Origin of the sequence: Stenotrophomonas sp. PE591 (assembly GCF_018320795.1) — a bacterium.
Taxonomy (GTDB): domain Bacteria; phylum Pseudomonadota; class Gammaproteobacteria; order Xanthomonadales; family Xanthomonadaceae; genus Stenotrophomonas; species Stenotrophomonas maltophilia.
In genome coordinates this window covers 87,949-101,918 of the sequence record NZ_JAAOKO010000012.1, presented here as the reverse complement: position 1 = coordinate 101,918, position 13,970 = coordinate 87,949, and the positions used below count along the sequence as shown (strand labels likewise).

Annotated in this window: 15 protein-coding genes and 2 riboswitches; of the genes, 3 read left to right on the top strand and 12 right to left on the bottom strand. The window is 67.8% G+C overall.

The features are described 5' to 3' along the window. Nucleotides 1-19: 19 nt before the first annotated feature. From JLDANKMP_RS20790 to JLDANKMP_RS20780, 3 genes are all read right to left on the bottom strand, one after another. Nucleotides 20-1,384 (bottom strand): MATE family efflux transporter, encoded by a 1,365-nt coding sequence (locus JLDANKMP_RS20790; RefSeq protein ID WP_005414611.1) that lies wholly within the window; start codon nt 1,382-1,384, stop codon nt 20-22. 283 nt (nt 1,385-1,667) lie between these two features. Continuing rightward, nucleotides 1,668-2,252 carry a DUF3106 domain-containing protein gene (locus JLDANKMP_RS20785; protein ID WP_005414612.1) on the bottom strand — a complete coding sequence of 195 codons (585 nt, stop codon included), beginning with the start codon at nt 2,250-2,252 and terminating at the stop codon, nt 1,668-1,670. Continuing rightward, nucleotides 2,245-3,249 carry a hypothetical protein gene (locus JLDANKMP_RS20780; RefSeq protein ID WP_049460254.1) on the bottom strand — a complete coding sequence of 335 codons (1,005 nt, stop codon included), beginning with the start codon at nt 3,247-3,249 and terminating at the stop codon, nt 2,245-2,247. Before JLDANKMP_RS20780 ends, JLDANKMP_RS20785 begins: the two co-directional genes overlap by 8 nt. A 413-nt stretch (nt 3,250-3,662) precedes the next feature. Here JLDANKMP_RS20780 and JLDANKMP_RS20775 point away from each other — a divergent pair, with 413 nt between their 5' ends. Continuing rightward, complete coding sequence (locus tag JLDANKMP_RS20775) at nt 3,663-5,840, top strand: primosomal protein N' (RefSeq protein WP_212562018.1); 2,178 nt, start codon at nt 3,663-3,665, stop codon at nt 5,838-5,840. A 96-nt stretch (nt 5,841-5,936) separates the two neighbouring features. Here the strand turns inward: JLDANKMP_RS20775 and JLDANKMP_RS20770 are convergent, their stop codons facing one another. Both JLDANKMP_RS20770 and JLDANKMP_RS20765 read right to left on the bottom strand, forming a co-directional pair. Further along, a complete protein-coding gene (locus tag JLDANKMP_RS20770; protein ID WP_005414615.1) occupies nt 5,937-6,557 on the bottom strand; it encodes a glutathione S-transferase in 621 nt (206 codons plus the stop codon). Nucleotides 6,558-6,699: 142 nt separating this feature from the next. Beyond that, nucleotides 6,700-7,479, bottom strand: a complete 780-nt coding sequence (locus tag JLDANKMP_RS20765; RefSeq protein ID WP_005411210.1) for an NYN domain-containing protein — start codon at nt 7,477-7,479, stop codon at nt 6,700-6,702. Between the two features lie 123 nt (nt 7,480-7,602). Here JLDANKMP_RS20765 and JLDANKMP_RS20760 point away from each other — a divergent pair, with 123 nt between their 5' ends. Further along, a complete protein-coding gene (locus JLDANKMP_RS20760) occupies nt 7,603-8,883 on the top strand; it encodes an NAD(P)/FAD-dependent oxidoreductase (protein ID WP_212562002.1) in 1,281 nt (426 codons plus the stop codon). Between the two features lie 91 nt (nt 8,884-8,974). On the opposite strand, the gene JLDANKMP_RS20755 is transcribed toward JLDANKMP_RS20760, so the two are convergent. The 4 genes from JLDANKMP_RS20755 to JLDANKMP_RS20740 form a co-directional block, all read right to left on the bottom strand. Beyond that, nucleotides 8,975-9,430, bottom strand: a complete 456-nt coding sequence (locus JLDANKMP_RS20755; protein WP_212562001.1) for a hypothetical protein — start codon at nt 9,428-9,430, stop codon at nt 8,975-8,977. Nucleotides 9,431-9,433: 3 nt separating this feature from the next. Further along, nucleotides 9,434-9,865: a nuclear transport factor 2 family protein gene (locus JLDANKMP_RS20750; protein ID WP_212562000.1), complete on the bottom strand. Its 432-nt coding sequence runs from the start codon at nt 9,863-9,865 to the stop codon at nt 9,434-9,436. A 68-nt stretch (nt 9,866-9,933) separates the two neighbouring features. After that, nucleotides 9,934-10,350 (bottom strand): hypothetical protein, encoded by a 417-nt coding sequence (locus JLDANKMP_RS20745; RefSeq protein WP_212561999.1) that lies wholly within the window; start codon nt 10,348-10,350, stop codon nt 9,934-9,936. Nucleotides 10,351-10,497: 147 nt separating this feature from the next. Beyond that, the gene (locus JLDANKMP_RS20740) at nt 10,498-10,773 is read right to left on the bottom strand and encodes a GIY-YIG nuclease family protein (RefSeq protein WP_012481382.1); all 276 of its coding nucleotides are present in this window, start codon (nt 10,771-10,773) and stop codon (nt 10,498-10,500) included. Nucleotides 10,774-10,813: 40 nt separating this feature from the next. Further along, nucleotides 10,814-10,903: riboswitch (glycine riboswitch) on the top strand. A gap of 13 nt (nt 10,904-10,916) precedes the next feature. Continuing rightward, nucleotides 10,917-11,020: riboswitch (glycine riboswitch) on the top strand. Between the two features lie 84 nt (nt 11,021-11,104). On the opposite strand from JLDANKMP_RS20740, the gene JLDANKMP_RS20735 reads away from it, so the two are divergent. Beyond that, the gene (locus JLDANKMP_RS20735; protein WP_005411215.1) at nt 11,105-11,722 is read left to right on the top strand and encodes a trimeric intracellular cation channel family protein; all 618 of its coding nucleotides are present in this window, start codon (nt 11,105-11,107) and stop codon (nt 11,720-11,722) included. Between the two features lie 168 nt (nt 11,723-11,890). On the opposite strand, the gene JLDANKMP_RS20730 is transcribed toward JLDANKMP_RS20735, so the two are convergent. From JLDANKMP_RS20730 to JLDANKMP_RS20720, 3 genes are all read right to left on the bottom strand, one after another. Further along, entirely contained in the window at nt 11,891-12,964 is a 1,074-nt protein-coding gene (locus JLDANKMP_RS20730) for a 3-deoxy-7-phosphoheptulonate synthase (protein WP_049460250.1), read from the bottom strand. A gap of 295 nt (nt 12,965-13,259) precedes the next feature. Continuing rightward, nucleotides 13,260-13,517: a hypothetical protein gene (locus tag JLDANKMP_RS20725; RefSeq protein ID WP_005414620.1), complete on the bottom strand. Its 258-nt coding sequence runs from the start codon at nt 13,515-13,517 to the stop codon at nt 13,260-13,262. A 112-nt stretch (nt 13,518-13,629) separates the two neighbouring features. Further along, nucleotides 13,630-13,968 carry a DUF6616 family protein gene (locus JLDANKMP_RS20720; RefSeq protein ID WP_005411218.1) on the bottom strand — a complete coding sequence of 113 codons (339 nt, stop codon included), beginning with the start codon at nt 13,966-13,968 and terminating at the stop codon, nt 13,630-13,632. Nucleotides 13,969-13,970: the final 2 nt, after the last annotated feature.

Sequence of the window (13,970 nt, the reverse complement as noted above, 5' to 3'; positions counted from 1 at the left end):
GGCATGACGGGCGCAAAGGTCAGGACAACATCGACTGGCCGATGCGCAGGCTGCTGCGGCGCAGGCGCCAGCCCATCAGGATGGCAGCGGCGGTCAGGCCAACGATCAGGCCGATCCACATGCCCTGCGGGCCCATGCCCAGGCCCAGGCCGAGCCCGGCGCCGAGCGGCATGCCCAGGCCCCAGTACGCGAACATGGCGATGAACATCGGCACGCGGGTGTCTTTCAGGCCGCGCAACGCGCCGGCCGACAGTACCTGGATGCCATCCGGGAACTGGAAGGTGGCCGCGTACAGCAGCAGCGTCGAGGCCAGGCCGGCCACCGCCAGGTCGTTGGTGTAGACACCGACGATGGCATCGTGGCCGAACAGCAGCACCGCCGCCGACAGCGTCTGCGTGCCCATGATGATCGCGTAGCCGGCCCAGGCCGCACGCCGTACGCCGAAGCCATCGCCACGGCCAACCGCATGGCCGACGCGCACGGTGGTGGCCTCGGCCACGCCCATCGGGATCATGAAGCACAGCTGCGCCACGTTGATCGCGATCTGGTGCGCGGCCGCTTCATTCGCACCCAGACGGCCGATCAGCAGCGCCGTGACGATGAACAGGCCGCCTTCCATCAGCACGGTGATGCCGATCGGCAGGCCGGTGCGCAGCAGGTCCCAGATCGCCTTCCAGCGCGGTCCTTCGAAGTGCGAGAACAGCTGCAGGTGGGCGAAGCGCTTGGTGCGCCACAGGTAGAGGGCAAACGCCGTGGCCTGCAGCCACATCATCACCGCCGAAGCGATGCCCAGGCCTTCCGCACCCAGTTCCGGGAAACCGAGCTTGCCGTTGGCCAGCACGTAGCCCATCGGCGCCAGCACCAGCAGGCCGCCGAAGCCGAGCAGCATGGTCGGCAACGTCCAGTGCATGCCTTCGCTCAGGTAACGCATGCAGAAGTACAGGGTCAATGCGGGCCCGCCCCAGCGCACCGCGTGCAGGAACGCGGTCGCCCCCGGCACGATGTCCGGCGCGATCCCGAACGATGGCAGCAGCGGCGGCACCACCGTGAGGAAGGTGAACATGATCAGCCCCAGCCCCAGCGCCAGCCACAGTGCCTGGCGGAACAGCGGGCCGATCTCGCGCTCGCGGCCGGCGCCGTGCAGCTGCGATACCGAGGCGGTGAGGGAGATCAGGGTGCCGATCGGGATCAGCATCGGCAGCCACAACAGCGCCGTGCCGATGGTCACCGCGGCCAGGGTCGCGGTGGCGTGGTGGCCGGCAATGACGTTGTCGACGAAGGAGATCAGACCGGTGGACACATGCCCGAGCACAAGCGGCAGGGCGAGCAGACCGGTGGCGCCGACTTCCTTGCTGAAGCGCGGCGTGGAGGTTGCAGTAGACATAAGGTGCTTGACGCGAACTACGGTTGCGCGCGAAGGGCACAGGCACCGGGTTGCGGCCGGTCATCTTACGCGCGCAGCGCGCGCATTCCCATGACATGGCGTGAATGCTGGGTTCCGGCAGGCCCCGGCATCACGCGTTGCGATCGCGTTACCGGGGGAAAACGCCCGCCCTGTAGAGTCGACTGTCAGTCGACTTCCGCGCGCAGCGCGGGTTTTTCGCGGATCAGTATGAAGAGCAGTCGACCAACAGTCGACGCTACCCCTGGACGCTACGCCTTCCGGTTTACTGCCCCGCCTGGCGCTTGAGCCAAGCATCGCGCTCGGCGGCCGGCACGGCGAGGAACGCGCCTCGCACCGTGTCACGCTCCTGCGGTGGCGTGCGCTGCGCGACCAGGGTCAGCTGGGCCAGCTGCGCCGGGCTGAGCTGGCGCAGCACGGCCAGCGCGGCCTCGCGCTGTTCCGGTGGCACGAAGCCGAACAGGCCGTGCAGCTTGGGGAACTCCAGTCCCAGCTGCGGGCCCAGCCGCCAGCCCTCGCGGAAGGCCTGGTCCTGCGCCTGGAACTGCTCGCGCAGGCGCTGCTGCTGGTCCGCCGGCAGCGCATTGAACCGCGCCGCAGCCTGCCGGATGCGCTCCCGCTCGCTCTCCGGCAGGGCGCGCCAGGCCGCGTAGTCGGCACGGCGCTGACGCTGCTGCTGGGCGTCGAGCTGGGTGAACGCAGCGGGCGTCGTGTTTGTGGTGGCCGGAGCGGGAGCCGCCGGTGAACTGCCCGGCACTGGCGGCGGCAGCGGCACGCTCAAGGTCTGCGGCGCGGCGGACAGCGACAACGGCAGGGCCAGCAGCAGGCTGGCGAACAGGGTCTTATTCATCGGCGGCAGCGGTTTCCAGCGTGGCGCTGGCGGGCTCGGGCCGGCTCGGCCTGGATTGCGATTCGTCCACCGGCAACGGGCCGCCGGCGGCGGTCCAGGCATACAGATCGGCATCGGCCACCAGCGGATAGTCGCGGTCGGCCAGCATCATGGCGTCGTCGGAGGCTTGGGCCGGGGTCGCATCCGGCGTGGCATTGACCTTGCTCGGCGGAAGAGCTTCCACCGTGACCGGGCCAGCTTCGCCCACTACCCCTTCCGGCAGTGGAGCGTCGCTACCGGATGAATGTCCTTGCCAGTAGCGCCAGCCCAGTGCCGCGGCCAACAGCACCGCCACCGTCACCAGCAGGATCACCGGGCCGCGCCAGCGCGGCCTGGCATTGGGACGCCGCCGCTTGCCCTGGGCGGCCGCACGATCGTCGCGCTGCGGTGCGCGCCAGCCCGTCGCGGGAGCTTCATTGCTGGCGGCCGGCGCAGCCGGCTGCTGCAGCTGCTGCAGGCGCTTGGCCGGCAGGTCGCGGATGCGCAGCTGCACCTGTTCGGCCAGCTGGCGCCATGCCGACGCATCGGGCTGGCCGTGCGCATCACGGGGGCAGGCATCGGCCAGCAGGTGCTGGTAGCCCGCTTCGTCCTGGTCGAGCACGCGCATGGCGATACCCTCGTCCAGACTGCCGCCCACCCGCAGCAGGAGCGCCAAGCGCGGCAGCGGCCCCATTTCGCCCAGCGCGGCCAACGGCGGCAGCCACTGGCCGCCCACCGGCTCGCGCAGCGCCTGGCGCTGGCCCAGCAGGGTCCAGAAGCGGATCGGCCACTGCGCCATCGGCAGGTCGCTGGCGACCGCGGCGAAGGCGCGCATCACCGCCACCAGGGTCTGCTCGGCTCGCGCGGCATCGCCGCACTGCAGCTCAGCCACCACCAGGGCGCGGCGCTCGACGCCGCGCAGGAACGCCGACAGCGCGCCGGCCGCGGTCGAGGAAACAGGGGCGGGCACAGCCGTCATCGGTCACTCCAAAGGTCTGCCGGCATGATAGCGGCAGCCCATCGGCACCCGTAGGACTTGCGCGCGCAGGCACTTCGTGCTGCAGGTTGTGCACAGCACCACGCCCGCCTCGGGGAAAACTGCGGCATCCAGCTGAATTCACTCTGTTTCAGCAATGTTTCACACTCAAGTTGTTGATTTTGAATGACTTTGAAGTGTGGCGATTTTTTGACCAACCCAAGCGTGAGCTCGTCGCCATCGGCCTCCTGCGTTCCCGTCGACCGGTAACGCACAACGTTATCCACAGAACATGTGGATAAGACTGAATCTCCAATGGACACCGATATTTAGGTGACATTTATGATTCGACGGAGGCCCCCCGGCAGTCTCTGGCCCCTGCCATCCGCGCGCGCATGGCCCGTTACACTGGCCCGATGCTTTCACCCATTCCGACCCTGCAGGTCGCCCTGCCCGTACCGCTGCCGCGCCTGTTCGACTACCTGTCACCAGAGGGCGATGGCCCCACGGTCGCGGTCGGCTGCCGCCTGAAGGTGCCGTTCGGCAACCGCGAGCTGGTCGGCGTGGTGGTGGGGCACGGCCAGACCGATGACGGCCAGGGACTGCGCCGGGCCTTGGCCTGGTGCGACCCGCAACCGCTGCTCCAGGGCGAGCTGTGGCACAGCCTGCAGTGGCTGGCGCGCTACACCCATGCGCCACTGGGCGAGGTGCTGAGCACCGCCCTGCCGGGCCCGCTGCGCCATGGCGACGCCCTGCCCGACACCCATCACTGGGGCTGGCAGCTGACCGCCGAAGGCCGCGCCCAGCGCGAAAAACTGCGCGCCGGCAGCCGCCCCCGGCAGCTGGCCGAGCTGCTGGCCGACGCCATCGTCGATGAGGACGTGCTGGGCGAACGCATGGACGACTGGCGCACCGCCGCGCGCAGCCTGGCCAAGCGCGAGCTGGCCGAACGCGTGGCGCTGCGCGTCGCCCCGCAGCACGCGCAGCCACTGCCTGGCCCCACCCTCAACACGGAGCAGGCAGAGGCCGTGGCGGCGATCAACGCAGTCGAGGGCTTCCAACCGTTCCTGCTGGATGGCGTAACCGGCAGCGGCAAGACCGAGGTCTACCTGCAGGCCATCATCCACTGCCTAGCCCAGGGCAAGCAGGCGCTGGTGCTGGTGCCGGAAATCGGCCTCACCCCGCAGACCCTGGCACGCTTCCGCGGCCGCCTCGGCATCGCCGTGCATGCACTGCATTCGGGGTTGAACGACAACGAGCGCGCCCGGGTCTGGGCGGCGGCTTCGCGCGGCGAGGCACGGGTGATCGTCGGCACCCGCTCGGGGGTGTTCACGCCGCTGCCGCAGGCCGGCCTGCTGATCGTCGACGAGGAGCATGACGGCAGCTACAAGCAGCAGGACGGCATCCGCTACCACGCACGCGATTTCGCCCTGGTCCGGGGCAAGGCGCTGGGCGTTCCGGTTCTGCTGGGCAGCGCTACGCCTTCACTGGAGACGCTGCACAACGCCTATGCCGGGCGCTACACCCACCTGCGCCTGAAGCAGCGTGCCGGTGATGCGCGGCCACCGCGCGTGCGCATCCTTGATGTGCGCAAGCGACCATTGCATGACGGCCTCTCGGCCGACGTGCTGGCCGGCATTGGCGAGCACCTGCAGCGCGGCCAGCAGGTGCTGGTGTTCAAGAACCGCCGTGGCTATGCGCCGGTACTGCTGTGCCACGACTGCGGCTGGACCGCGCCATGCAACCGCTGCGATGCACCGATGACCGTGCATGGCGGCGGTCGTCGCCTGCAGTGCCATCACTGCGGTGCGCGGCAACCGGCGCCGCTGGCATGCCCCGCGTGCGGGAGTCTGGCGCTGCAACCGCAGGGCATCGGCACCGAGCGCCTGGAAGAACATCTCACCGCCGCCTTCGCCGACTTCCCGGTGGTGCGCATCGACCGCGGCACCACCTCGCGACGCGATGCACTGGAACAACAGCTGGCGAAACTGGGCGACCAGCCCGGCATCCTGGTCGGCACGCAGATCCTGGCCAAGGGCCACGACTTGCCCAAGCTGACCCTGGTGGTGGTGGTCGGCATCGACGAAGGCCTGTTCTCGGCCGACTTCCGCGCCAGCGAGAAACTGGCGCAGCAGCTGATCCAGGTCGCCGGTCGCGCCGGACGCGCGCGCGACCCGGGCGAAGTCTGGCTGCAGACGCATCACCCGGGGCACCCACTGCTGGAAACCCTGGTCAGCGGTGGCTACCACCCGTTCGCGCAGGCCGAGTTGAACCAGCGCCAGGCCGCAGGATTCCCGCCGTTCGCGCATCTGGCGCTGATGCGCGCCGAAGCGCAGCAGGTGGAGCATGCCAATGCATTCCTGCTGGCAGCGCGACAGCTGCTGGGCGAGCAGGACGTGGTGGAGGCCTATGGACCCATGCCGGCGCCGATGCCACGGCGCGCCGGTTATCAGCGCGCCCAGCTGCTGCTGTCTGCCGCGCAGCGGCCACCGCTGCACGGGGTGCTTTCGCAACTGGTACCGCAGCTGTATGCGCTGCCGGAAGCACGCAAGGTGCGCTGGTCGCTGGATGTGGATCCGACGGATCTTTATTGAGGGGTCAGAGCCCACCCGTCGGGTGGGATCCGACCCCGATGCCCTGGGGTCGGATCCCTTTTCGCAGAAAAGGGCTCTGACCCCCGACGCTTTCGCTTACGTCAGCGGCGACATCACGCCGCGCTGGTAGGCGGGGCGCTCGCGAAGACGGGCGTACCAGTCGGCCAGGTGCGGCAGTTCCGGTCGCTGGATCGGCAGTTCGAACCAGGCATAGATCAGCGAGCCCAGCGGGATGTCACCCATCGCGAATGTCTCGCCGGACAGCCACGGCTGCTTGGCCAGGGTGGCATCGGCCATCGCCAGGTAGTCGCCGGCGCGCACGATGGCGGCATTGATCCGCGCTTCGTCGCGGTCGGCCGGGGCGGTGCGCATGATGCCCCAGATCAGGTCGGTGTACAGCGGCGCCATGCGCGAGGTGCTCCAGTCCATCCACTTCTCGGCCTGGGCGCGTTCCATCGGGTCTTCGGCGTACAGCGTGCCCAGCGCGTAGCGCGCACTCAGGTAGCGCACGATGGCGTTCGATTCCCACAGCGGCAGGCCGTGGTCTTCGATCACCGGTACCAGGCCATTGGGATTCATCGCCTGGTATTCCGGCGTCTGCGTGCCGCCGTGGCTGCCACCGACCTCGATGGACTCGTACGGCAGGCCGATTTCCTCGGCACACCACAGCACCTTGCGGACGTTGCTGGAATTGCGACGGCCCCAGATCTTCAACATGCAGTATTCCTTGCTGGCAATGCGAGCGGCAACGATACCCCTGATCGGGCGGGGTGTGTGCATGCCGGATGCGGGATCTGGCATCCGGGGATTGCCGGCCAGCGGCCGGCACTACCGGTTCCTTGCTGGCCAGCGGCCGGCATTACCGGTTCTTTTTCGGCAGCGCGCGCACGTAGGACGACTTGCCATCCTTCTTCAGTTCGAACAGGCCGATCGCCGCCAGCAGATCGCTGAGCTTGCCGTAGCCGTAGTTGCGCGGGTCGAACGACGCCTGGTTGCCGATCTGGCTGCCGACCGGGCCGAGGTGCGACCAGCCATCCTCGCCCTCGGCCGCGGACACCGCGCGGCGCAGCATCTTCACCAGCCGCGTGTCGCTGCGCATTTCCGCACCGCTCTTGCGCGGGCGCGCATCGTCGTTGGCCACCGGCTCGTTCGAGGCCTGTTCGCTGGAGGCCTGTTCGGTATCCGGCACGCTGGCGTGGGTCTGGCCCAGTGCTTCCAGGTAGGTGAATTTCGAGCACGCGTTGACGAACGGCTCGGGTGTTTTCTTCTCGCCGAAACCGTACACCTTCACGCCATCGGTCAACAGGCGCATCACCATCGGGGTGAAGTCCGCATCGCTGGAGACGATGGCAAAGCCATCCAGGTTGCGCGCGTACAGCAGGTCCATGGCATCGATCACCATCGCCATGTCCGAGGCATTCTTGCCCTTGCTGTAGGCGAACTGCTGGATGGGACGGATCGCATACTCATGCAGCACCGCTTCCCACCCCTTCAGTCGCGGGCTCTTCCAGTTGCCATAGGCGCGGCGCACGTTGGCCACCCCATAGCGGGCCACTTCGGCCAACACCTCGTCGATCTTCGAGGCCGGCGCATTGTCGGCGTCGATCAACAGGGCGATGCGCTTTTCCGGTTCGCTCATGGACTCCTCGCGGGCGGTTGCCTGAACCCGAGTATCGCCGATCCACGCGGGCGCTGACGTGACAGGCGGCCGCCGTGCGAAGATGCCAGGCGCTTCCCCCAATGCCCCCACTGGAGTGAGTCGATGAGTCGCGAGCGCGTTCCCCACCTGGTTGTTGTCGGCGGCGGTTTTGCCGGTCTCTGGGCCACCCGTGCCCTGGCCCGCGAGCGCATACGCATCACCCTGGTCGACCGCCGCAACCATCATCTGTTCCAGCCGCTGCTGTACCAGGTGGCCACCGCCGGCCTGTCCGCGCCGGATATCGCTGCACCACTGCGCCATATCCTCGGCCACCAGCGCAACGTGGAAGTCCGCCTCGGCGAAGTGGTCGCCATCGACAAGCAGGCCCGGCAGATCCGCATGGCCGATGGCAGCACGCTGGACTACGACAGCCTGCTGCTGGCCACCGGCGCCACCCACGCCTACTTCGGCAACGACCAGTGGGCCGATGATGCGCCCGGCCTGAAGACGCTGGACGATGCGATCGCGCTGCGCCGCAAGCTGCTGCTGGCGTTCGAGCGTGCCGAAGCAGAACCGGACCCGACGAAGAAGGCCGCATGGCTGAGCTTCGCGGTGGTCGGTGGCGGTCCCACTGGTGTTGAACTGGCCGGCACCCTGGCCGAGATCGCGCGGCATACGTTGCGCAACGAATTCCGCCACATCGACCCGGCCAGCGCCAAGGTGCGGCTGGTCGAGGCCGGCCCGCGCGTGCTGTCCTCGTTCCCGGAAGTACTTTCGCTGAAAGCACGCCGCCAGCTGGAAAAGCTGGGCGTGGAAGTGCTGACCGGCACCCCGGTGAGCGACATCGACAGCCAGGGCTTCACGCTCGGTGACCAGTTCGTACCGGCCCGCACCGTGGTCTGGGCCGCCGGCGTGGCCGCTTCACCGCTGGCGCGCACGCTGGACGTGCCGCTGGACCGCGCCGGCCGCGTGCCGGTGCAACCGGACCTGACCCTGCCCGATCACCCGGAGCTGTTCGTGGCCGGTGACCTGGCCGCACTGAGCCAGGCCGACGGCAAGCCGGTACCCGGCGTGGCACCCGCTGCCAAGCAGATGGGCAAATACGTGGCCGAGGTGATCCGCGCACGCCTGCACGGCAAGCCCGAGCCCGGCCCGTTCAAGTACGCCGACTACGGCAACCTGGCCACCATCGGTCGCATGGCCGCGATCGTGCACCTGGGGCGGCTGCAGCTGTCGGGCGTGCTGGCCTGGTGGTTCTGGCTGGCCGCGCACGTGTTCTTCCTGATCGGCTTCCGCAACCGCATCGTAGTGCTGCTGAACTGGGCCGTGGCGTACTGGAGCTACCAGCGCAGCGCGCGCATCATCTTCGGTGATGACCAGGAAGACCGGCGACCCCGACGGTAGTGCCGGCCGCTGGCCGGCTGCCGCGCGGTCCGTCCCCTCTCCGCAGGAAAGGGCTCTGACTCCGTCAACATCATCCATGCATGGCGTGGATCTACCGCTTCATCGGGCCGCCGGGCGCCCGCCGTTTCGACCATGCGCGGCAGAAGTCCTCCTTCCTTGCGGTGTCGGCAATCTGCGCGGCACTCCAGTTGCGGGTAATCCAGATCGTCAGTGCCGTGCTGCTCAGATGCCAGCGCAGCATGTCGTGCCGTGGCTGCCGCCAAAGATGGCGGCGGGCAATCCAGAACGCCTCCCGTTCCACCTCTGGCACCTTCTTCTTCATCGCGTCGTCGTCGAAGAACTGCGCGGCGAAACTCCAGGGATTCATCGGCTGAAATCCTGTTCGCGGTTCACTGCTGCACGCTGCCACACCACTGGGCGCACGGTCTGCTGGCTTCGGCCAACCGCCCACCAGGGCAAGCCCGAGCAGGTACAGCAGGCCAGGCAGCAGTGCGATGCCGGCGGCCAGTACAACGATGGCGAACCCCGCGCGGCCGGCAGCGCGCATGGGTTACTGCACCTTCGGCTTGGGATACCACAACGCGTTGACGATGACCCAGCGCTGGTCGAAGCGCCCCATGTGGAAGTAATCGACGAACCACGGCGTTTCCAATCGCACCGAGGCGGCATTGCCGGTCACGTCCAGCACCGTGCAGCGGCGGTCCCATTGATCCTTCGGGGTCTTCAACGCGCCCTGCTTCGTCAACGAGACCAGTTCTTCCTTCGACATACGGCGCAGGCCCAGCCGCTCGTCGGGCGTATCGCCGAGGACCGCGCGCTTGGCCAGGTCCGGGTGCAGGGAGCGGGCGACGCGCTGCGGGTCGGCCTCCAGCTGGCCGTCGACGTAGTCATGGCAGGTGGCTTCGATGGCCGCGAGGGTGGCCGGGTCGGCAGCGGGACTGGTTGACGCGGAGAGAGCGAACAACAGGGCGACGGTGGACATCCGGGTCTCCAGCGCTGAGGGCTGGGCGATCATGGCATATGCAAGCCGCATCCACGCATGGCGTGGATCTACGGCATCAGGCCCATTTCGTCGGTGCCCAGCTGCATGTACATGAACGCAGCGGCTTCTTCAGACATGGGCTGCCCCTGCGGGAAGCTGTCCAACCAGGCGGTGATGCGCGCATGGCGCCCCGCCAGCGCATCCGTCAATGCCTGCTTTTCCGCGTCAGTGACGCGCTCCCGCATTTCATTGCGAAGCACGTCATCGCCGATCCCCCACTTTTCCGCGAACGGGATCAGATCGACCAGATCGGGAGGGACCCGGTCACGACGCAGGTGGATCGGTTCGGGTGTCCTCGGGCCATACGCAGCCAGCTCAGCAGCGGTGCCGATCTGCCCATGCTGCAGTGGCGGTGGCGACGGTGCTTGGGTGCAGGCCAGAAGGGCCGCGCAGGCAGTCAACAGCAGTATCCCGCAGTTCTTCATCGGACGGATCCATGTGTCGATGGGTGTGGCGATCATGGCATGACTGGAAGCGCCCATCCACGCATGGCGTGGATCTACTGTAGAGCCGGGTCCATGCTCGGCTTCACCATCAGGCAGCAGCAACAACAGCCGAGCGTGGGCTCGGCTTTACAGAAGCGCAGGATCCGGCGCCTGCAGCCAGGCCAGCTTGCGTTCGCGCGGCTGCTGCTTGAGCTGCCATTCGGCCCGCGAGGCGGCGGCCCGGTCCGGGTACTCGCGCACGGCCAGCACCCGCAGCGGCGGCCGGGCCCGGGTGTAGCGCGCACCCTTGCCAGCCTGGTGGGCGGCGAAACGCGCGTCCACGTCGGTGCTGATGCCAGCGTAATAGCTGCCATCGCGGCATTCGAGCAGGTACAGGAACCACGGGCGGAGGGACGGGGCCATGCCTGGATTATGCCGTGCTGCACTGCAGCGGATATACTGGCGCCCGAATGCAGGAGAGAGGCGCCGCGCTGGCGCCCGCCGAAGGCGCAGGCTCCCATGATCGCTCAGGCCGGTGGGCTGGAATCCCACCAACCATGCATTCGACTCGCCGAGCTGGAGAGAGGTCACCGGGCACGCCCGGGACGATCCGCCGAAGGGGCACGCGGCCCATGCCGCTGAACTCTCAGGCAAAAGGACAGCGGGAGCGGCACCGGTCATCGTCATCCCATCATTGCGCAGGCAGTGGCGGTAGTCGCGCATGGCCGGCCCCACCGCGCCCGGAGCCTGCCCCATGCTGCTGTCCATCATCTACCTGATCGCCATTTCCGCCGAAGCCATGACCGGCGCACTGTCCGCCGGCCGCCGCCGCATGGACCTGTTCGGCGTGGTCATGATCGCCTGCGTCACCGCCCTCGGTGGTGGTTCACTGCGCGACATCCTGCTCGGCCACTACCCGCTGGGCTGGGTGAAGCATCCCGAGTACCTGGGCTTCACCGTGTGCGCGGCGCTGATCGCCACCTGGGTCGCACGCTGGATGCACCACTTCCGCCGCACCTTCCTGGTGCTCGATGGCCTGGGCCTGATCGCCTTCACCCTGATCGGCTGCTCGATCGCGCGCGAAGCCGGCCATGCGATGCCGATCGTGCTGATCGCCGGCATGCTGACCGGCGCGTTCGGCGGCGTGCTGCGCGACATCCTCTGCAACGAGGTGCCGCTGATCTTCCAGAAGGAGCTGTACGCGATCATCGCGCTGCTGACCGGCGCGGCCTACCTGTTGCTGCTGCACTGGGGCGTGGCCGACGCCACCGCGATCCTGTGCTGCCTCGGCGGCGGCTTCGCGCTACGCCTGCTGGCGATCCACTACCGCTGGGAAATGCCGAAGTTCGTGTACCACGACGAAGTGCATTGAGGTTCGCGCGGCGGAATCCGCACCACCCCGGCGATGTACCTGGCGCTGTCGCTCATGCGCAGCGCCAGGCGCATCGCCGGTGCAGATGGGCCGGTCTCCAACTCCGACCGGCCCTGATCGCGGCCGCACCCCCGCAGGCGCTGGCCGCCATCCACACACGTGCCGCACTCAAGCGGCTTCGGACACCTTCACTTCGCGACGGGCGCGCACGGCCGCGGCCAGTCGCTCCAGCACCGTCACGGTGGTGTCCCAGTCGATGCAGCCATCGGTGATGCTCTGCCCGTAGACCAGCGGTTGGCCTTCCACCAGTTCCTGGCGACCACCGACCAGATGGCTCTCGATCATCACACCGACGATGCGCTGTTCACCGTCTTCCAACTGAACGGCGATGTCCTCGATCACCTTCGGCTGGTTGTCCGGGTTCTTCAGGCTGTTGGCATGGCTGGCGTCGATCATCAGGCGCGTCGGCAGCTTGGCCTTGGCCAGCGCCTGGCAGGCCTCGGCGACACTGCCTGCATCGTAGTTCGGCTGCTTGCCGCCGCGCAGGATCACATGGCAGTCCGGGTTGCCAGTGGTCGACACGATGGCGGTGCCGCCCTGCTTGGTGACCGACAGGAAGTGATGCGGATTGGAGGCCGCACCCACCGCGTCGGCGGCGATCTTCACGTTGCCATCGGTGCCGTTCTTGAAGCCGACCGGGCACGACAGCCCCGAGGCCAGTTCGCGGTGCACCTGGCTTTCGGTGGTGCGCGCACCAATGGCGCCCCAGGCCACCAGATCGGCGATGTATTGCGGCGAGATCACGTCGAGGAACTCGACGCCGGCCGGCAGGCCGAGCTTGTTGATGTCGCGCAGCAGGCCACGGGCGATGCGCAGGCCCTTGTCGATCCTGAAGCTGCCGTCCAGGTCCGGATCGTTGATCAGGCCCTTCCAGCCCACCGTGGTACGCGGCTTCTCGAAGTACACGCGCATCACGATTTCAAGTTCCCCGGCCAGCGCGTCACGCAGCGGCTTCAGGCGCTGGGCGTACTCGATGGCGGCCTTCGGGTCGTGGATCGAGCATGGGCCAACCACCACTGCCAGGCGGTCGTCACGGCCATGCAGGATCTGGTGCAGGGCCGCGCGCGAGGCGCTGACGGTGTCGGAGGCTTCATCGTCACACGGCAGCATCGCCAGCAGCTGGGCAGGCGGTGTCAGCGGTTCGATGGTGCGGATACGCAGGTCGTCGGTGTGCGGGGGCATTGGGGGAGGTCTCCGGAACGTTGGGGGTCCCCAGCGTGGCGGCATGAAAAAAGCCGCCAGGTTCGCTGGCGGCTTTCGGGAATGCGTCTGAAGCTTTCTTCAGGGTGAGCGCAGTCCTTCCTCCGCCAGTGGCTTCGGAAAGTAATACCAGTAAAAGCGGGTGGCGGCTGCGTTCATGGGTTGTATTGATAGCACAGCTTTTGCGCAGTGCAAAATGTTTCATCCGCAACTGGGGACGCGGTTCAGCGAGATGCGCGCCGGCCCTGCCCACGCGGCGGCAACCACGCAACGTCGCTCATTTGCCATGCACTTCCACATCCAGCAGCAGGCCCTCATGGATGTCGGCCCAGCGTTCCAGCACGCGATCCAGTTCCTGCCGGGCCTCGTCCAGCTGCTCGGGGTTGAGCAGGGAACGCGCGGTGTAGAGATCGGAAACCAAGCGCCGTAGGGCCGATTCCGGGATGGCCACCGACGGCCCCTCCAGCCCCGGCAACTGCAACGCCGGGCTGTCGCCAAGAGGGCCGAACAGCGTGACCTGGAGCGTGCTCTGCATGATCGACCTTCCTGCGGATGGACATGGGCAATGTCCTGTTTACCGCGTCTGGGTGACAGGCGCATGTGCCACCCATGCCCAGCACCGGGATCTGCCGGCGTCTGCCGCCCCGCTACAAGGCGGCCAGGTCGGCAAGGTGCTGGGCCATGCTGTCCATCGCGCCTACCGCCTGGGTGGTGGTGAAGTACTCATGCCAGCCGGTAGCGGCAATGCCGGCCATCAACGCATCGACCTCCTCGCGGCTTGCGCAGCGCCAGACCGCATAGAACTGCTCATCGCTGCCGTGCGGTACGCCCGAGGCAATGCGGCCCATCGCCAGCGGCGTGATGCGGACCGGATCGAACTGCTGCATGCCGGCGCCGATACGGGCGAAGAAGGCGTTCCGCTGCTCGGGCGGAAGTGTGGTCCAGGCAGGGGTGGCGGTGTAGAGCTCGATGAAGGTGTGCGACATGG